Source organism: Leifsonia sp. L25 (genome assembly GCF_050632895.1).
Genome location: NZ_JBODRZ010000006.1, coordinates 1 through 17,054, shown reverse-complemented (window position 1 = coordinate 17,054; position 17,054 = coordinate 1). Strand labels below are relative to the sequence as shown.

The 17,054-nt window shown below is 71.0% G+C and carries 17 protein-coding genes and 1 pseudogene; 2 read left to right on the top strand and 16 right to left on the bottom strand.

Annotation, left to right across the window (positions count from 1 at the left end):
* Positions 1-28: 28 nt before the first annotated feature.
* The 8 genes from ACRAWC_RS26650 to ACRAWC_RS26615 all read right to left on the bottom strand — a co-directional run bounded on the left by ACRAWC_RS26650 (position 29) and on the right by ACRAWC_RS26615 (position 5,593).
* The gene (locus ACRAWC_RS26650; RefSeq protein WP_431350174.1) at positions 29-592 is read right to left on the bottom strand and encodes an HhH-GPD-type base excision DNA repair protein; all 564 of its coding nucleotides are present in this window, start codon (positions 590-592) and stop codon (positions 29-31) included.
* Positions 593-660: 68 nt separating this feature from the next.
* Positions 661-876, bottom strand: a complete 216-nt coding sequence (locus tag ACRAWC_RS26645; RefSeq protein WP_431350173.1) for an SCO4848 family membrane protein — start codon at positions 874-876, stop codon at positions 661-663.
* 97 nt (positions 877-973) lie between these two features.
* Complete coding sequence (locus ACRAWC_RS26640; RefSeq protein WP_431350172.1) at positions 974-1,867, bottom strand: SseB family protein; 894 nt, start codon at positions 1,865-1,867, stop codon at positions 974-976.
* Complete coding sequence (priA, locus tag ACRAWC_RS26635) at positions 1,851-2,597, bottom strand: bifunctional 1-(5-phosphoribosyl)-5-((5-phosphoribosylamino)methylideneamino)imidazole-4-carboxamide isomerase/phosphoribosylanthranilate isomerase PriA (RefSeq protein WP_431350171.1); 747 nt, start codon at positions 2,595-2,597, stop codon at positions 1,851-1,853. Before priA ends, ACRAWC_RS26640 begins: the two co-directional genes overlap by 17 nt.
* A 59-nt stretch (positions 2,598-2,656) precedes the next feature.
* The gene (gene hisH / locus ACRAWC_RS26630; RefSeq protein ID WP_431350170.1) at positions 2,657-3,289 is read right to left on the bottom strand and encodes an imidazole glycerol phosphate synthase subunit HisH; all 633 of its coding nucleotides are present in this window, start codon (positions 3,287-3,289) and stop codon (positions 2,657-2,659) included.
* On the bottom strand, positions 3,286-3,888 hold the full coding sequence (hisB, locus tag ACRAWC_RS26625) for an imidazoleglycerol-phosphate dehydratase HisB (RefSeq protein WP_431350169.1): 603 nt from the start codon (positions 3,886-3,888) through the stop codon (positions 3,286-3,288). Before hisB ends, hisH begins: the two co-directional genes overlap by 4 nt.
* Positions 3,885-5,009: a histidinol-phosphate transaminase gene (locus ACRAWC_RS26620; RefSeq protein WP_431350168.1), complete on the bottom strand. Its 1,125-nt coding sequence runs from the start codon at positions 5,007-5,009 to the stop codon at positions 3,885-3,887. The genes hisB and ACRAWC_RS26620 overlap by 4 nt, the downstream gene beginning before the upstream one ends.
* A 194-nt stretch (positions 5,010-5,203) precedes the next feature.
* Positions 5,204-5,593 (bottom strand): LysM peptidoglycan-binding domain-containing protein, encoded by a 390-nt coding sequence (locus ACRAWC_RS26615; RefSeq protein WP_431350167.1) that lies wholly within the window; start codon positions 5,591-5,593, stop codon positions 5,204-5,206.
* Positions 5,594-5,829: 236 nt separating this feature from the next.
* On the opposite strand from ACRAWC_RS26615, the pseudogene lexA reads away from it, so the two are divergent.
* Positions 5,830-6,500, top strand: a pseudogene (gene lexA / locus ACRAWC_RS26610) (transcriptional repressor LexA).
* A gap of 73 nt (positions 6,501-6,573) precedes the next feature.
* Here the strand turns inward: lexA and ACRAWC_RS26605 are convergent.
* The 4 genes from ACRAWC_RS26605 to hflX form a co-directional block, all read right to left on the bottom strand.
* A complete protein-coding gene (locus ACRAWC_RS26605) occupies positions 6,574-6,924 on the bottom strand; it encodes a metallopeptidase family protein (RefSeq protein ID WP_431350166.1) in 351 nt (116 codons plus the stop codon).
* Positions 6,925-7,085: 161 nt separating this feature from the next.
* A complete protein-coding gene (gene metE, locus ACRAWC_RS26600; protein ID WP_431350165.1) occupies positions 7,086-9,440 on the bottom strand; it encodes a 5-methyltetrahydropteroyltriglutamate--homocysteine S-methyltransferase in 2,355 nt (784 codons plus the stop codon).
* Positions 9,437-10,432, bottom strand: a complete 996-nt coding sequence (locus ACRAWC_RS26595; protein WP_431350164.1) for a methylenetetrahydrofolate reductase — start codon at positions 10,430-10,432, stop codon at positions 9,437-9,439. The genes metE and ACRAWC_RS26595 overlap by 4 nt, the downstream gene beginning before the upstream one ends.
* Before the next feature lie 196 nt (positions 10,433-10,628).
* Positions 10,629-12,164 (bottom strand): GTPase HflX, encoded by a 1,536-nt coding sequence (gene hflX / locus ACRAWC_RS26590; RefSeq protein ID WP_431350163.1) that lies wholly within the window; start codon positions 12,162-12,164, stop codon positions 10,629-10,631.
* Between the two features lie 89 nt (positions 12,165-12,253).
* Between hflX and ACRAWC_RS26585 the strand changes: the two genes are divergently transcribed.
* Positions 12,254-12,871, top strand: coding sequence for a class I SAM-dependent methyltransferase (locus ACRAWC_RS26585; RefSeq protein WP_431350162.1), 618 nt, complete (start codon positions 12,254-12,256; stop codon positions 12,869-12,871).
* A gap of 96 nt (positions 12,872-12,967) precedes the next feature.
* Here ACRAWC_RS26585 and dapF read toward each other — a convergent pair whose 3' ends face one another.
* From dapF to ACRAWC_RS26565, 4 genes are all read right to left on the bottom strand, one after another.
* Entirely contained in the window at positions 12,968-13,846 is an 879-nt protein-coding gene (dapF, locus tag ACRAWC_RS26580) for a diaminopimelate epimerase (RefSeq protein ID WP_431350161.1), read from the bottom strand.
* A 24-nt stretch (positions 13,847-13,870) separates the two neighbouring features.
* Entirely contained in the window at positions 13,871-14,836 is a 966-nt protein-coding gene (gene miaA / locus ACRAWC_RS26575) for a tRNA (adenosine(37)-N6)-dimethylallyltransferase MiaA (RefSeq protein ID WP_431350244.1), read from the bottom strand.
* Complete coding sequence (gene miaB, locus ACRAWC_RS26570; protein ID WP_431350160.1) at positions 14,833-16,482, bottom strand: tRNA (N6-isopentenyl adenosine(37)-C2)-methylthiotransferase MiaB; 1,650 nt, start codon at positions 16,480-16,482, stop codon at positions 14,833-14,835. The genes miaA and miaB overlap by 4 nt, the downstream gene beginning before the upstream one ends.
* Before the next feature lie 64 nt (positions 16,483-16,546).
* Positions 16,547-17,054, bottom strand: a 508-nt coding sequence (locus tag ACRAWC_RS26565) for a regulatory protein RecX (protein ID WP_431350159.1), incomplete at its 5' end; no start/stop codon positions are given.

Sequence of the window (17,054 nt, the reverse complement as noted above, 5' to 3'; positions counted from 1 at the left end):
CCGCCGACATCTCACCGGGTCCGGGCCATCAGCCCTTCGCAGCGGCCTTCATCGCGCGCTTGTGCTCGCGGACCTTGGTGAGCGACTCCGGGTCGACGATGTCGGCGACCGACCGGTAGCCCTCCGCGCCGTAGTCGCCGGCGGCCTCCCGCCAGCCCTGCGCCTGGAGTCCCTTCTGCTTGCCGAGCAGCGCCAGGAAGATCTTCGCCTTCTGCTCGCCGAAGCCGGGGAGCGCCTTGAGCCGGCGCAGCACCTCGGCTCCGCTGGGATCGCCCTGGGTCCAGATCGCCGCGGTGTCGCCGCCCCACTCGTCGACGATCGCGGCGGACAGCGACTGCAACCGACCGGCCATCGAGCCCGGGAAGCGGTGCACCGACGGCGTCTGCTTCATCACCGCGACAAGCTCGTCCGGGTCGAGGGCGGCGATCCCGGCCGGGTCGAGCGAGCCGAGGCGGTCGCGCAGCTTGGCCGGACCGGTGAAGGCGGTCTCCATCGCGATCTGCTGGTCGAGCATCATCCCGACGAGCAGGGCGAACGGAGACTGGTCGAGAAGGGCGTCGGCTTCGGCGTCGCCGGTGATCGTGATGGCCATGCCCTCATGCTCCCATCCGGCTCACGCCACGGGCAACCGGGCTCCCGCGCTCGTGCGCGCCTCGGACCTCACGCGACGAGGAGGACCACCCCGGCGACGGCCGACAGCACGGCGAGCAGGAGGGCGACGCCGAGCAGCGCCGCGTGCACGCGGAAAAAGGCCGTGGGGCGCCCCGCAGCGTCCCTGGCGCGCTGGTCGGACCGGACCCGGGCGAAGAAGCGCGGCCAGGCGATCACGTTGAAGACGGCGTTGGCGAACAGGACGAGGGCGGCGAAGACGGTCATGATCCCTCCAGCGTAGGCGGAACCGCCCGCAGCCCCCGAGTACGCGCATAATCGGTCAGAAACCGCCGAGTACGCGGATCATCCGCGTACTCGTGTGTCACGGGGCGGCGGTGAGTTGGACGCGGAGGGAGTCGACGCGGGTGGCGATCGCGTCGTCGGCGGCCCAGCGCTGCGCGAGGCGGGACAGGATGGCGTTCAGCTCCTCTGCGGTCAGGCCGGCGGCGAGCGTGAGCCGCACCACCAGTTCATCGCCTGCGAAGCGGTACTCCGGGTCGCCCGCGGCCAGGTCCAGGTCGAGCACGCCGAGTTCGGACACGATCGACGCCCGGAACGCCGTCACCACCACCGGGTCGCGGTGGCTCGGCAGCCAGGGCTGCCCCTGCGCGAGAGCCCACACCGCCGGCCGCCGCAGCACGAACTCGGTCTCGGAGGTGGGGTCGAGCACGAGCAGCTCGGTCTCCTCCGACGCCGCGGCGAGCGCGGCACGCGGGCCCGCAGCCGGCACCGGTCGAGCCAGCGGATTCCAGGCCTGCATCGCCGTCACCGACGAGAACACCGGGAGGACGCGCCGTCCGTCCGGCGCAGCGACGGTGACGATGGACAGCTCCTGCGTCTTGTCGACCACGAGCCCTGTGTCGCCGGCGCCCTCCTCCCCCAGCTCGGCGACGAGCGGGATGAGGAGGCGCACCGCGCGCACGGCGTCCACCACGGCTTCGGCGCCGACCTCGCCCGCGCGGAACGCGGCGAGGGCGCCGAGCAGCTCGGGAGGCGCCGACCCGTCGTCGTCGCCGAACGGGTTGTCGTCGAACTCGCGGCCCTCCCACGGCTGCCCCGCGGAGTCGCCGACGGAGGCAGTGAATCCGGCGAGCGTCGCCGCGAACCCGGCCAGCCGGTCGGCGCCGGTCGCGGTGGGGCCGCTCGAAGCACCGCCGGGTGCGGCCTCCTGCCGATCGCCGTCCGACCGGTCCCCAGGCTCAGTCGCCGGCGACATCCAGCGCCTCGGGCAGGGTGAACGCTCCGGAGTAGAGCGCCTTGCCGACGATCGCGCCCTCCAGGCCCAGCGGCACCAACTCGCGCAGCGCGGCGATGTCGTCGAGGCTGGAGATGCCGCCGGAGGCGACCACGGGTCGCTCCGTGCGCTCCATCACCTGGCGAAGCAGGTCGAGGTTCGGGCCCGTGAGCGTGCCGTCCTTGGTCACGTCGGTCACGACGTAACGCGCGCAGCCGGCCTCCTCGAGGCGTTCCAGCACCTCCCACAGGTCGCCGCCCTCGCGCGTCCAGCCGCGGGCCGCGAGCGTCGTGCCGCGCACGTCCAGACCGACCGCGATCGCCTCGCCGAAACGGCCGATCGCCCTCGCCGCCCACTCCGGGTTCTCCAGCGCCGCCGTGCCGAGGTTGACGCGCGTCGCGCCGATCGCCAGCGCGTGCTCCAGCGACGCGTCGTCGCGGATGCCGCCGGAGAGTTCGATGTCGACCCCCGTGGTCTGGTCGATGACCTTCTTGAGGAGGTCGCGGTTGTCGCCCCGGCCGAAGGCGGCGTCCAGGTCGACCAGATGGATCCATTCGGCGCCGGCCTCCACCCATTCGGCGGCGGCGTCGACCGGGTCGCCGTAACTGGTCTCGCTGCCGGCCTCGCCCTGCGTCAGTCGCACGGCCTTGCCGTCGGCGACGTCGACGGCGGGCAGCAGGACCAGCTTGGGCGTGTTCGAGAATTCGCTCATGTCGGTGTGTTTCCTCTGTCGGGGTCGTGTGGGGTCCGCGGAGCGGGCGGGGATCGTCGCTAGAGCGAGCCGATCCAGTTGCGCAGGAGCTTCAGGCCGGCCTCGCCGGACTTCTCCGGGTGGAACTGGGTAGCGCTCAGCGGCCCGTTCTCCACCGCGGCCACGAAGCGCGAGCCGTGCTCGGCCCAGGTCACCCTCGGCTTCGGGAACGGCCCGGTGGCCTCCAGCGTCCACTTCTGCGCGGCGTACGAGTGGACGAAGTAGAAGCGCTCGTCGCGGATGCCCTCGAACAGCACGGAGTCCTCCGGTGCCTCGACCGTGTTCCAGCCCATGTGCGGGACGACGTCGGCGTGGAGGAGGTCGACCGTACCCGGCCACTCGCCGAGCCCTTCGCTCTCGAGGCCGTGCTCGACCCCGCGCTCGAACAGCACCTGCATGCCGACGCAGATGCCGAGCACCGGGCGTCCGCCCGCGAGCCGCCGGTCGATCACCTCGTCGCCGTGCGACCGGCGCAGCGCCTCGATGACCGCGGCGAACGCGCCGACACCAGGGACGAGAAGACCGTCGGCCTCCTGCGCGCGCCGACGGTTGCCGGTGAGCTCGACGTTCGCGCCGGCGGCCTCCAGCGCCTTCACCGCGGAGTGGACGTTCCCCGTCCCGTAGTCGAAGACGACGACGTCGGGTGCGCTCACAGCGCGCCCTTGGTCGACGGGATGCCGGACACGAGCGGGTCGAGGGCCTTGGCCTGGCGGAACGCGCGCGCGAACGCCTTGAACTCGGCCTCCGCGATGTGGTGCGGGTCGCGGCCGCCGACCACCGTGACGTGCACGGTCAGCCCGGCGTTGAACGCGATCGCCTCGAAGACGTGCCGCACCATCGATCCGGTGAAGTGCCCGCCGATCAGGTGGAACTCGAACCCGGCCGGCTCGCCGCCGTGCACCAGGTACGGACGTCCGGAGATGTCGACCACGGCCTGCACGAGCGCCTCGTCCAGCGGGACCAGGGCGTCGCCGTACCGGGAGATGCCGCCCTTGTCGCCGAGCGCCTTCTTGATGGCCTGGCCGAGGACGATCGCGACGTCCTCCACCGTGTGGTGGACGTCGATGTCGGTGTCGCCGCTCGCCCGAACCGTCAGGTCGGTGAGCGAGTGCTTGGCGAACGCGGTCAGCAGGTGGTCGTAGAACGGCACGGACGTGTGGATGTCGGACGTCCCGGTGCCGTCGAGGTCGAGGCTGAGCTCGATGCTCGACTCGCTGGTCGCGCGCTGAAGCTGGGCGGTCCGATTCGTCATGACTGCGAGCTTACCGACTGCGCGGCGGCCCCCACTGCTCCGGACGGACGGCCGAGCGCGCGCAGCGCCTCCAGGAATGCGGTCGTCTCGGTCTCGGTGCCCGCGGTGACGCGGAGGTGGTTCGGGATGCCGACGTCGCGGATGAGGACACCACGCTCCAGGAGCGCCTCGAACACCGCGTGCGGGTCGTCCACGCCGCCGAAGAGCACGAAGTTGCTGCCGCTGCGGTGCGGGAGATAGCCGAGCTCGGCCAGTTCCACCACGAGACGGTCGCGCTGCGTCCGGATCTCGCCCACCATCGCGAGCATCTCGTCCGAGTGCGCGAGCGCGCCGAGGGCGGCGGCCTGCGTCAGCGCGGACAGGTGGTACGGCAGCCGCACCAGCCGCAGCGCGTCGATCACGGCGGGATCGGCGGCCAGGTAGCCGACGCGCGCGCCCGCGAACGCGAACGCCTTGCTCATGGTCCGCGAGATCAGCAGTCGCTCGCGTCCGGGGAGCAGCGTGAGCGCCGACGGCTCACCCTCCGGCATGAACTCCGCGTACGCCTCGTCCACGATCACGATGCCGCGCGCCGCCGCGTAGACGGCCTCGACCGTCTCGAGCGAGAGCGGCGTCCCGGTCGGGTTGTTGGGCGAGCAGAGGATGACGATGTCCGGATCGTGCTCCCGCACGGCGGCCGCCGCGGTCTCCGGCGACAGCTCGAAGTCGGCGTCGCGCCCTGGCGCGATCCAGTTGGTGCCGGTGCCGGAGGCCAGCAGCGGGTACATGGAGTACGTCGGGGCGAACCCGAGAAGGCTGCGCCCCGGCCCGCCGAAAGCCTGCAGGATGTGCTGCAGCACTTCGTTGGACCCGTTTGCGGCCCAGATCTGCGCTGCGCCGAGCCCGTGGCCGAGATAGCGGGCGAACGCCTCCCGCAGCTCCGTGAACTCCCGGTCCGGGTAGCGGTTCACCCCGGTCACGGCGACGGCGACGCGCGCGACGATGTCGGCGGCGACGTCCTCCGGAACCGGATGCGTGTTCTCGTTCACGTTCAAAGCGACGGGCACGACCTTCTGCGGGGCCCCGTACGGGGTGCGACCGCGCAGGTCGTCACGAATCGGAAGATCGGAGAGAGAAGTCACCCCTCAATGGTAGTCAGCACGGCTGAGGCCTTCCGCCGTGTGACGCCGCGCTGTGCGCCCGCGCAGGAAGGAGAATCGGCCCGAATCTCCTACTGACACCCCTTCTGCAGGAAGTGCCTCGGGACGTCACACCGAATTTCCTTCTCAAGCGGCGGCTGCGTGGTGGCGGCGAGGAGGTGGCCGCGACCCGACCCCTACTTGTCGTACTGCGTCGGGATCGCCAGCTGCTGCCCCGGGGTGACGACCGCCGACGACAGCCCGTTCAGGTTCACCAGGTCGGCGATCACATCCCGCGGGTCCGCGTTGGGCGCGATCCGCGACGCCACCGACCACAGCGAGTCTCCCGACTGCACCGTCACATAGTGGAAGGTCACGTGCGCCTGCTCCCCGGTCGCCGCAGCACCCCCACCGTTGAGCGCGAACACCATCGCGCCGATCACGATCGGCAGAGCCACGAGCATGGTCAGCACGACGCGCCCGCGACGCGTGAGCCGCAGCCGAACGCGCGCCGCGGCGCTTCCGGTCGCAACGCTGTCGGTCGCAACGCTGTTCATCCCGACGTTGTGCATAACCACTGCGCTCATGATCGTGACCTCCAAAGGCTTCGGTCGAAGCTCTGTTCCGAATATATCTTCGAATGTTCGAGACCGCAATCCGCGGCCCGGCTCACAATCCCGCACGAATTTCGAGACACACTCGAACACATGTTTGTCGGGCAGCCGAACTGTGGATACAGTTTCGATTGTCTGGACGCAAGACAACCAGGCACCACCGACATTCGGTTCCTCCGGGTGACGGCGACGGTCACGAAGGGACGAGCGTGTCGAACGAGAACCAGGCTCCGCGCACGCGGCGCCGCAAAAGCCTCAGCGAGAAGCAGCTCGCCATCCTCGACGTGATCCAGCGCTCCGTGAGCACGCGCGGCTACCCGCCGAGCATGCGCGAGATCGGCGACGCAGTCGGCCTCTCCAGCCTCTCGTCGGTCACCCACCAGCTCAACCAGCTCGAGCTGAGCGGCTACCTGCGCCGCGACCCGAACCGGCCGCGCGCGCTGGAGATCCTCATCGACCTCCCGTCCACGGCCACCCCCGACTTCGAGAGCCAGACCCCGGTCGGCGACGCCGCGATGGTCCCGCTGGTCGGCCGCATCGCCGCCGGCGTCCCGATCACCGCCGAGCAGCAGGTGGAGGAGGTGTTCCCCCTCCCCGCCAGCTCGTGGGCACCGGCGAGCTCTTCATGCTCAAGGTCGTCGGCGAGTCGATGATCGACGCCGCCATCTGCGACGGCGACTGGGTGGTCGTCCGCGCCCAGAACACCGCGGAGAACGGCGACATCGTCGCGGCCATGCTGGACGAGGAGGCCACCGTCAAGGTCTTCCGCCAGCGTGACGGCCACACCTGGCTGCTGCCCCGCAACTCCAACTTCGAGCCGATCCTGGGCGACTACTCGACCATTCTCGGCAAAGTCGTCGCCGTCCTCCGCGCCGTCTGACGCCTCGGCGATTCGTGCCGAATGTAGGCTTCGGCGCGCCCAGAGCAGACATTCGGCACGAATCGTTCGACGCTCACGCCCAGCCGAGCTCCTGGAGGCGGGCGTCGTCCAGCCCGAAGTAATGCCCGATCTCGTGGACGAGCGTCACGCGCACCCGCTCACGGAGCTGCTCGACCGTCTCGCACGACGCCTCGAGGTTGTTGCGGAACAGCGTGATCCGGTCCGGCAGCTCGCCGAACCCGTAGGCCCCGCGCCGCGTCAGCGGGTGACCGCTGTACAGCCCGTACAGCCGCGGCCGCGCACCCGGCGGCTGGTCCTGGATGAGGATCGCCACGTTCTCCAGCGGCCCCACCATATCGTCCGGCAGGCCGTCGAAGACGTCGTCCACGAGCCGCTCGAACTCGTCGTCCGGGATGCGCACCATGCGCTCATCATCCCCGAACCGGCGGAGGCCGCGCTCCCCCGTCCGCGCACAGCAGAACCTGACAGCGCAGCAGGACCTGACATCCCAGCAGGATCTGACAGCCCAGCAGGATCTGACAATACAGCGGAACGGGACAGCGCGGCCTCGGCCGGTGGAAGCGATCAGGCGGTGACGCCCGCCCGCTCCGCACCGTCGCGCGTCGCAGCGATGATGTTCCGCAGCGACGCCACGGTCTCGTCGTACCCGCGGGTCTTCAGCCCGCAGTCCGGGTTCACCCAGAGCTGACGGCCCGGGATGGCGCTGAGCGCCGTCTCCAGCAGCTCGGTCACCTCGGCGACGGACGGCACGCGCGGCGAGTGGATGTCGTAGACGCCCGGGCCGATACCGTGCTCGAAGCCGGAGCGCTGGATGTCGTGGACGACCTCCATGCGGCTGCGCGCGGCCTCGATGCTGGTCACGTCGGCGTCCAGGTTGCGGATCGCGTCGATGACCACGCCGAACTCCGAGTAGCAGAGGTGCGTGTGGATCTGCGTCGCGTCCGCCACCCCCGAGGTCGCCAGCCGGAACGAGCCCACCGACCACTCCAGGTAGCCGGCCTGGTCGGCGCGCTTGAGCGGGAGCAGCTCGCGCAGCGCCGGCTCGTCCACCTGCACGACACGGATGCCCGCGGCCTCCAGGTCCGCGATCTCATCGCGCAGCGCGAGAGCCACCTGGCGGGCGGTCTCGCCGAGCGGCTGGTCGTCGCGCACGAACGACCAGGCGAGGATCGTGACCGGGCCCGTCAGCATCCCCTTGACGGGCTTCTCGGTCAGCGTCTGTGTGTAGGTCGACCAGTCGACGGTGATCGGCTTCGGCCGCGACACGTCGCCCCACAGGATCGACGGGCGCGTGCAGCGCGACCCGTACGACTGCACCCAGCCGTTCGTGGTGACCGCGAAGCCGTCCAGGTTCTCGGCGAAGTACTGCACCATGTCGTTGCGCTCGGGCTCACCGTGCACGATGACGTCGATCCCGATCTCCTCCTGGAGGTCGACGACGCGCTTGATCTCCGCCTGCATGCGGCCGAGGTACTCCGCCTCGTCGATGACGCCGGCGACGAACTGGGCGCGCGAGCGCCGGATGTCCGCGGTCTGCGGGAACGACCCGATCGTGGTGGTCGGCAGGAACGGAAGGTGCAGCGCCTCGTCCTGCGCCGCCTGCCGAGCGCCGTACTCGCCGCGGCGGAAATCCGCGCGGGTGAGCGCGGCCTCGCGCGACCGCACGGCCTCGTCGCGCACGCCCGGGGCGGAGGCCCGGTCGGCGAGCGCCGCCGTCGCCGCGGTCAATTCGTCCTGCACCGCCTCGTGGCCGTCCACGATGCCGCGCGCGAGCACGGCTACCTGGCCGACCTTCTGGTCGGCGAACGCGAGCCAGGTCTTCAGACGCGCGTCGAGGTCGGGCTCGTCGTCCACGTCGTGCGGGACGTGCTGCAGGGAGGTGGAGGTCGACACGGCGACGTCGGGGCTCAGCGACAGCAGCTCGGTCAGCGTTCCGAAGGCCGCCTCCAAGTCGCCGCGCCAGATGTTGTGGCCGTCGATCACGCCGCCGACGAGGGTCTTGCCGGCCAGCGCGCTGCGCGTGGCGGCATCGAGCCCCGTCGGAATGCTGCCCCTCACCAAGTCGAGGGAAATCGCCTCCACGGGCGAGAGGGCGAGCACGGGGAGGGCGTCGTCCAGGCTGCCGTACGGCGCCGCGACGAAGAGCGCCGGCCGCTCGGCCGCGCCGCCCAGCTCGGCGTACGCGGCACGGACCGCCTCCAGCACCTCGGTGCGCGGCTCCTCGATGCTCTCCGAGACGAGAGCGGGCTCGTCGAGCTGCACCCACGGCGCACCGGCGGCGGCGAGGCGGGCCAGCAGCTCGCGGTAGACCGGGAGCAGGTCGCCGAGTCGCGACAGCGGGCGGAAGCCCTGCGGCGCCTCCTCGCCGGCTTTGCTCAGCAGGAGGAAGGTGACCGGGCCGACGATCACCGGGCGGGTCACGTACCCGGCGGCACGGGCCTCCTCGAACTGCCGCACGATGTGGTCGGACGCGAGCCGGAAGGCCGTCTCCGGGCCGAGCTCCGGCACGAGGTAGTGGTAGTTGGAGTCGAACCACTTGGTCATCTCCAGCGGGGCCTTGTCGCCCTCGCCGCGGGCGATCGTGAAGTAGCCGGCCAGGTCGACGGAGCCGTCGGCGGCGGCGAGCCCCGCGAACCGGGACGGGATGGCGCCCACGGTCACAGCGGCGTCCAGCACCTGGTCGTAGAAGCTGAAGCTCTCCGGGATCGCGGCGTCATCGCGGCCGAGGCCGAGCGCGGCGAGCCGCTCGCGCGTGGCGGCACGCAGCGCGGCGGCCGTGGCCTCCAGCTCCTCCGCGGTGCTCTGCCCGGCCCAGAACGCCTCGACGGCCTTCTTGAGCTCGCGGCGCCGCCCGATGCGCGGGTAGCCGATGATGGTGCCCACCGGGAAGGCGGAGCGGGTGGTGGTGGTGTCGGTCATGCGGGGTCGCCTGCTTTCTGCGAGGGGGCGGAGGTGTGGGAAGGGGTCGGATCCAGCAACCCCACCCTCTCGAGTACCGAGAGGACGGCCGTGTGCTGGTTGAACGTGTACAGGTGGATGCCGGGGGCGCCCCCGTCGAGCAGCCGCTGCGCCAGGCGCGCGGTCCACGCGATGCCGAGCTCGCGCCGGCCTTCCTCATCCGGCTCGACCTCGAGCTGGATGGCGAGCTCGCTCGGGAGGTCCTCGCCGCTGAGCTCGAGCATCCGCGTGAGCCGCGCGGGCGAGGTGACGGGCATGATGCCCGGGAGGATGGGGAAGGTCACTCCGGCCTCTTTCGCCTTCTGCGCGAACGAGAGGTAGTCCTCCGCGTGGAAGAAGAGCTGCGTGATCCCGAGGTTGGCGCCGGCCGCCTGTTTCGCGAGCAGGGCGTCGATGTCCTGCGACACGGTCCGCGACGGGTGGCCGTGCGGGAACGCCGCGACCGCGATCTGCACGTGCTCGCGCTGCGAGAGCACGGCCTGCGCGCGCAGTCCGGGCACGGGGAGAGCGCCGTACGGCACGCGCTCGGCCTGGACCCGGTGGATGAGCTGCACGAGCTCGGACGAGCTCTTGATGTCGCCGAGGCCGTCGTCCCCGGGGGCGAGTCCCGCAGGTGGGTCGCCGCGCACCGCGAGGAAGCGCCGGATGCCGGCGTCGAGGAACTCGCGGATCAGCCGGTTCGCCTCGGAGTGCGTGGAGCCGACGCAGGTCAGGTGCGCCATCGGGCTGACGTCGGTCTGCTCCAGGATGTAGCGCAGCACCTCCAGCGACGACGAGCGCGACGAGCCGTTGGCCCCGTAGGTCACCGAGATGAAGTCGGGGCCGGCCGCGGCCAGGCGGTCGATCGTCGCGGGCAGCGCAGCCGCGGCGCGTTCATTGCGCGGAGGATACAGCTCGAATGAGAACCGCGCGTCGGTACAGTCCATGATCCCTCGGGTGTCGATCAGCGTCACGGGCGCCCTCGCCGATCGACACTGTCGAAAGGGAGGGGGCGGGCGGGTGCCGGGCTCGGCTGTCGCACCACGTCAGCGGTCTCCCGCTTCGGTTGTGGGGACACAATAACAACGACAGGAGGCCGGGCGGAAACCCGCTGCGTCATCTGACGACACAGTGGCTCTCCGCCCGGCCTCCGACCGGGGCTCGTCCGCTCTAGACGGCGAACGGCTCGAACACGGACTGGTACTCCGGCATGATCCGCGCGCGCACGCGGGTGCCGTCCTCGACGTACTCGGTGGAGAGCACACGGCCGCGCTCGTGCAGCGCGGAGACGAGGTCGCCGCGGTCGTACGGGACCACGAGCTCGACCTCGACGGACAGGTCCGGCAGCAACCGCGCGATCGCCGCCAGCACCTCGTCGATGCCCTCGCCGGTGCGCGCCGACGCGAAGATCGCGCCCGGCTCGAGGCCGCGCAGGACGAGCCGGTCGTCGGCCGGGATGAGGTCGGCCTTGTTGAACACCACGATCTCCGGGATGTCCCGGGCGCCGACCTCCCCGATCACGTCCCGGACGGTCGCGAGCTGCGACGCCGGGTCCGGGTGCGAGCCGTCGACCACGTGCAGGATGACGTCGGAGTCGGCGACCTCCTCCAGCGTCGAGCGGAACGCCTCCACCAGCTGGTGCGGCAGGTTGCGCACGAAGCCGACCGTGTCGGCCAGCGTGTAGAGGCGACCGTCGGCGGTCACCGAGCGGCGCACGGTCGCATCCAGCGTGGCGAACAGAGCGTTCTCGACGAGGACGCCCGCCTTGGTCACCCTGTTGAGCAGGCTCGACTTGCCCGCGTTCGTGTACCCGGCGATCGCCACCGACGGCACCGAGTTGCGGTTGCGGTTCGCCCGCTTCGCCTCGCGCGCCGGCTTGAACCCGGCGATCTGCTTGCGCAGCTTCGCCATGCGCGTGTGGATGCGGCGCCGGTCGAGCTCGATCTTCGTCTCACCGGGACCGCGCGAGCCCATGCCTGCGCCCGCGCCACCCACCTGGCCACCGGCCTGGCGGGACATCGACTCGCCCCAGCCGCGCAGACGCGGGAGCAGGTACTCGAGCTGCGCGAGCTCGACCTGCGCCTTGCCCTCGCGGCTCTTGGCGTGCTGGCTGAAGATGTCGAGGATGACGGCCGTGCGGTCGATCACCTTCACCTTCACCACGTCCTCCAGCGCGCGTCGCTGGCTGGGCGCGAGCTCGGTGTCGGCGATGACGGTGTCGGCGCCGAGCGCGCGGACGACCCCGGCGAGCTCCTCGGCCTTGCCGCGGCCGAGATACGTGCTCGGGTCGGGGTGCGGCCGCCGCTGCAGGAGACCGTCGAGCACCGCAGCGCCCGCGGTCTCGGCGAGGGCGGCGAGCTCGCGCAGCGAGTTCTCCGCGTCCTGCAGCGAGCCCTGCGAGTACACGCCGATGAGCACGACGTTCTCCAGCCGGAGCTGCCGGTACTCGACCTCGGTGACGTCCTCGAGCTCGGTGGAGAGCCCGGAGACGCGGCGGAGCGCGGCGCGCTCCTCGCGGTCGAACTGCTCGCCGTCGTGGCCGCCGCCATCGGTGTCGTTGTGCTGGAGCGCCTGGGCTCCGGAGCCGAAGAGCGTCACCGTCGCGCGGTTCTGCTGGGTGGCGAGAACGCGGGCGACGACGTCGTCGACGGTGTGCTCGGTGGTCGCTTCTGCGGTCTGTTCTTCGAAATCTGTTCGTTCGGTCATTCACTGTCCCCTGATCCAGGTGGGGTACACCCTAGTCTGTCTGTTCTGCCGTGTTTGTCTGATGGTCCGCGTCCTGTACGGTCCTCTATATGGCCAGCGGAGATCACTACTTCTCACCCGCTCCCGAGAGCGAATTGAACCTGCGGCCGTTCACCGCACGCCTGGCGGGCCAGACGTACGAACTGGTGACGGCGAACGGGATCTTCAGCCCCGAGCGCATCGACATGGGTACGCGAGTGCTCCTCGACCATGTCCCCTCCGCGCCGCCCGGAGGTCAGTTCCTCGACCTCGGCTGCGGCTGGGGACCTTTGGCTCTCACACTTGCTCTCGAATCCCCTCATGCGACCGTCTGGGCGGTCGACGTCAACACCCGAGCGCTGGACGTGGTGCGCCGGAATGCGCAGAAACTCGGTCTGACAAATGTTAACCCCGTGACGCCGGATGATGTTCCCGAGTCGCTGGAATTCACCACGATCTGGTCGAATCCGCCCATCCGGGTCGGCAAGAACGAGCTGCATGACATCCTGCAGCGCTGGCTGCCGCGCCTGGAGCCGGGCTCGGACGCGTGGCTGGTCGTTCAGCGCAACCTCGGCAGCGACTCCCTGCAGCGCTGGATCCAGGCGACGATGCCGGAGCTGACCACGACCCGCGCCGCCATCTCCAAGGGCTACCGCGTGCTGCGCACCCGCAAACCCGCCGCATCCTGACCGCTCCCGCGCCCCACCCCACCGCACCGAGGAGTACGCGAAAAGTCCTGTCGTTCGCCCCGGATCGCCTGAGTTCTCGCGTACTCGGGAGTTCGTTCAGGCGAGTTCGAGGGTGCCGGTGTAGACCAGTTCGGCCGGGCCGGAGAGGGCGACGTGCTCGCCGTCCTCCGTCGGGAACATCCGCACGCCCACCGTGCCGCCCGGCACCTCCACGCGCCACTGGTCCGGAGCGCCGGAACCGGCCCAGTGCCGCACGGCCAGCGCCGCCGCGGCCGCTCCGGTGCCGCAGGACAGCGTCTCGCCGCTCCCCCGCTCGTGCACACGCATCCGGATCCGGCCGACGCCGTCGCGCACCAGCGGCTCCTGCGGCACGACGAACTCGACGTTCGCGCCGTCTTCGGGCTCCGGCTCGATGTGCGGGATGTAGCTGAGGTCGGCGGCCTCCAACTCGGACTCGTCTGCGACGGCGACGACCACGTGCGGGTTGCCCATATCGACGCCGAGGCCCGGACGGGCGACCGGCAGCTCCTTGGCGCGCACCAGCGGCTCGCCGCCGTCGAGGCTCCACCGGCCGAGGTCGACCTGGAACCCGCTGAGGTTGCGCTGCACGTCGCGGACTCCCGAGCGCGTGCCGATCGCGAGGGTGTCGCCGTCCGCGAGCTGGGCGAGCCCGGACGCCAGCAGGTAGCGCACGTACACGCGGATGCCGTTGCCGCACATCTCCGCCACGGAACCGTCGGCGTTGTAGTAGTCCATGAACCACTCGGCGCCGTCGTCCTCCGCGAGCGCCTCGGCGCCCTCCGGCAGGTGAGTGGAGCGGACCGCGCGGATCACCCCGTCGGCGCCGATCCCGAAGTGCCGGTCGCAGATCGCGGCGATCTGCTGCGGCGTCAGCGGCTGGCGCCCGTCCGGGTCGGAATAGAGCACGAAGTCGTTGCCGGTCCCCTGACCCTTGGTGAAGTGGAGCGTCGCCATCGCCCCAGCCTATCGGCCGCCGGCTCAGCGCGTGCCGAGCGCGTCCAGAGCGGTTGCCGCGAGGTCCGGGGCGTCGTAGTCGAGCCAATGGAGGCCGGCGTACCGCTTGAACCAGCTCACCTGTCTGCGCGCGTACCTCCGGGTGAGCTGCTGCGTCGAGGCGATGGCCTCCGCGCGGGTCAGCTCGCCCTTCACCTCCGCGAGCGCCTGCGCGTAGCCGATCGCGCGGCGGGCGGTCACCCCGTCCTCCAGGCCGAGCGGGATCAGCCGCCGCACCTCGTCGGTGAGCCCGTCGCGCCACATCCGCTCGACGCGCGCGTCCAGCCGCAGCACGAGCTCCTCGCGCGGGGCCGCGAGCCCGAGCACGACGGTCGGCCGCCAGTACCGTGGCTCGTCCGGGAGCGCGCCGCTGACCGGCTGCCCGGTCAGCTCGGCGACCTCCAGCGCGCGGACGATCCGGCGCCCGTTGGACGATCCGATGCGCTGCGCAGCCTGCGGGTCGACGTCCACCAGCCGCCGGAACAGCATCCCCGGCCCGTGCGCCGCCAGCTCGGCCTCCAGCCGGGCCCGGAGCTCCGGATCGGTGCCCGGGAACCGGAAGTCGAAGATCACGCTGGACACGTACAGCCCCGACCCGCCCACGAGGATGGGCGTCGCCCCGCGTGCACGGATCGCGTCGACGACCCGCCGCGCCTCCGGCTGGTAGCGCGCGACCGTCGCCTCCTCGGTCACGTCGAGGACGTCGAACAGGTGGTGCGGCACGCCGCGCCACTCGGCCGGGGGAAGCTTCGCGGTGCCGATGTCCATGCCCCGGTAGAACTGCATCGCGTCGGCGTTCACGACCTCGGCGGCGCGGCCCTGCGCGCGGAGGGCCTCCGCGAGCGCGAGGGAGAGCTCCGTCTTGCCGGTACCGGTGGCGCCGACGACGGCGACGATGGAGGTGGCAGTGTCGGCCGTGGTGGCCGCGGCGGGCTCGCGTTCGCCGCTCAGCGCTGGCCGTCCGACGGGTCGTAGATCGGCATCGTGCCGACGCCCGGGGAGGTCAGCGGGTCGCGAGGGCGCAACGTCGGCAGGCCGAGCGACACGCGCCCGGCCGCCTGCGCGCCGTCGCCGTGGGCCGGCACCGCGCACAACTCGGCCTCCGCACGGTCCCATGCGTCGCCCGCGCGGGTGCGGCGGATGGCGAGGGGGGCACCGTCGGTGCTGTCCGCGATCAGGTAGTGCGGCGCCGCCTGGGTGATCCGCACGGTGACCACGTCTCCGGGGCGCGGCACGTCGGAGCCGTCCGGCAGCTCGAAGTGGACGAGCCTGCTGTCGCGGGCGCGGCCGCTCAGGCGGTGGGTGTCGGCGTCCTTGCGGCCTTCGCCGTTCGCGACCAGCAGCTCGACCTCGCGCCCGATCAGGCGCTCGTTCTCCTCAAGCGAGATGCGCTCCTGGAGGGCGATCAGCCGGTCGTAGCGGTCCTGGACGATCGCCTTCGGCACTTGGTCGGCCATGTCGGCGGCCTGCGTGCCCGGGCGGATCGAGTACTGGAACGTGAACGCCGACGCGAAGCGGGCCTGCTCGACCACGCGCATCGTCTCCAGGAAGTCCTCTTCGGTCTCGCCCGGGAAGCCGACGATGATGTCCGTGCTGATCGCCGCGTCGGGCAGCTTGGCGCGCACACGGTCGAGGATGCCGAGGAACTTCTCCGAGCGGTACGACCGGCGCATCGACTTGAGGATGCGGTCCGAGCCGGACTGGAGCGGCATGTGGAGCTGGGGCATGACGTTCGGCGTTTCCGCCATCGCGTCGATGACGTCGTCGGTGAAGGCGGCCGGGTGCGGGCTGGTGAAGCGGATGCGCTCCAGTCCGTCGATCTGCCCCGCGGCGCGCAGGAGCTTGCTGAAGGCCTGGCGGTCGCCGAACTCGACGCCGTACGAGTTGACGTTCTGGCCGAGCAGCGTGACCTCGATGGCGCCGTCCTCGACCAGGGTGCCGATCTCTGCGAGGATGTCGCCCGGTCGGCGGTCCTTCTCCTTGCCGCGCAGGGACGGCACGATGCAGAAGGTGCAGGTGTTGTTGCAGCCCACCGAGATGGACACCCAGCCCGAGTACGACGAGTCGCGCTTCGTGGGCAGCGTGGACGGGAAGGTCTCGAGGGACTCCAGGATCTCGATCTCCGCAGCGTCGTTGTGCCGCGCGCGCTCGAGGAGACCCGGGAGCGACCCCATGTTGTGCGTGCCGAAGACGACGTCCACCCACGGTGCCTTCTCGAGGATGACGTTCTTGTCCTTCTGGGCGAGGCAGCCGCCGACGGCGATCTGCATGCCGGCGTGCCGGCGCTTGACGCCTGCGAGGTGGCCGAGATTGCCGTAGAGCTTGTTGTCGGCGTTCTCGCGGACCGCGCAGGTGTTGATCACGACGATGTCCGCCTCGGCCCCGTCTGCGGGGACGTAGCCAGCCGCCTCCAGCGATCCGCTGAGCCGCTCCGAGTCATGCACGTTCATCTGGCAGCCGAAGGTGCGCACCTCGTACGTTAGCGGACGGCCGTCCTCGGTGAGGGCGGCCGGGGACGGCTCGAAGACCCGGGAGTGCTCGGAGGTGCTCGGCTCGGCGGTGCTCTGCTCGGCGCTGGTCGACTCGATGGTGCTCATGATGCGTACGATTCTACGTTCGACCGGGACCGGAATCGAACGAGCGCCCGACCCCCGTTCGCGCCTACTGGAACCGTACTCCGCCGCGACGCCCACGCGTCGCGAACGCCGCGTCCATCGCCTGTCGGACCACGGAGGAGTCGTAGCCCTTGCGCGCGAGGAACCCGTGCAGCCGGCGCCGCGCGGTCTCGTCGTCGTACGACGAGAGCAGCCCGATCCGCTTGACGGCCAGCTCGGTCGCCCGCTCCAGCTCGTCTTCGTCCGCGATGTCCGCGAGCGCCTCCTCGATCAGCTCGGGAGCGATGTGGCGCCGCTTGAGGTCGAGCTCGATCGCCGACCGCCCGAGCCCCTTGCGGCTGTGCTGCGTGAACGCCAGCGTCGCCGCAAGCGATGCGTCGTCGATCACGCCCATCGCTTCGAGCCGGTCGAGTTCCGGACCGAATACCTCCGGAGCGATCTCCCGTTTGGTGAGCAACTGCTCCAGCTCCCACCGCGACATCCCCCGCCGCGCGAGCTGCCGGATCGTGAGCCCCGACGCCTTCCGCGTCAGCCGCTCGCTCTCCTCGTCGTTT

Bases quoted from the DNA above. Each gene is read 5' to 3' on its own strand.
- hflX (WP_431350163.1), bottom strand. From the start codon at position 12,164: ATGACCGAACGAACAGATTTCGAAGAACAGACCGCAGAAGCGACCACC.
- ACRAWC_RS26645 (WP_431350173.1), bottom strand. From the start codon at position 876: ATGACCGTCTTCGCCGCCCTCGTCCTGTTCGCCAACGCCGTCTTCAAC.
- dapF (WP_431350161.1), bottom strand. From the start codon at position 13,846: ATGGCGACGCTCCACTTCACCAAGGGTCAGGGGACCGGCAACGACTTC.
- ACRAWC_RS26605 (WP_431350166.1), bottom strand. From the start codon at position 6,924: ATGGTGCGCATCCCGGACGACGAGTTCGAGCGGCTCGTGGACGACGTC.
- ACRAWC_RS26640 (WP_431350172.1), bottom strand. From the start codon at position 1,867: ATGTCGCCGGCGACTGAGCCTGGGGACCGGTCGGACGGCGATCGGCAG.
- ACRAWC_RS26585 (WP_431350162.1), top strand. From the start codon at position 12,254: ATGGCCAGCGGAGATCACTACTTCTCACCCGCTCCCGAGAGCGAATTG.
- miaB (WP_431350160.1), bottom strand. From the start codon at position 16,482: ATGAGCACCATCGAGTCGACCAGCGCCGAGCAGAGCACCGCCGAGCCG.
- hisB (WP_431350169.1), bottom strand. From the start codon at position 3,888: ATGACGAATCGGACCGCCCAGCTTCAGCGCGCGACCAGCGAGTCGAGC.
- metE (WP_431350165.1), bottom strand. From the start codon at position 9,440: ATGACCGACACCACCACCACCCGCTCCGCCTTCCCGGTGGGCACCATC.
- ACRAWC_RS26615 (WP_431350167.1), bottom strand. From the start codon at position 5,593: ATGAGCGCAGTGGTTATGCACAACGTCGGGATGAACAGCGTTGCGACC.
- priA (WP_431350171.1), bottom strand. From the start codon at position 2,597: ATGAGCGAATTCTCGAACACGCCCAAGCTGGTCCTGCTGCCCGCCGTC.
- ACRAWC_RS26650 (WP_431350174.1), bottom strand. From the start codon at position 592: ATGGCCATCACGATCACCGGCGACGCCGAAGCCGACGCCCTTCTCGAC.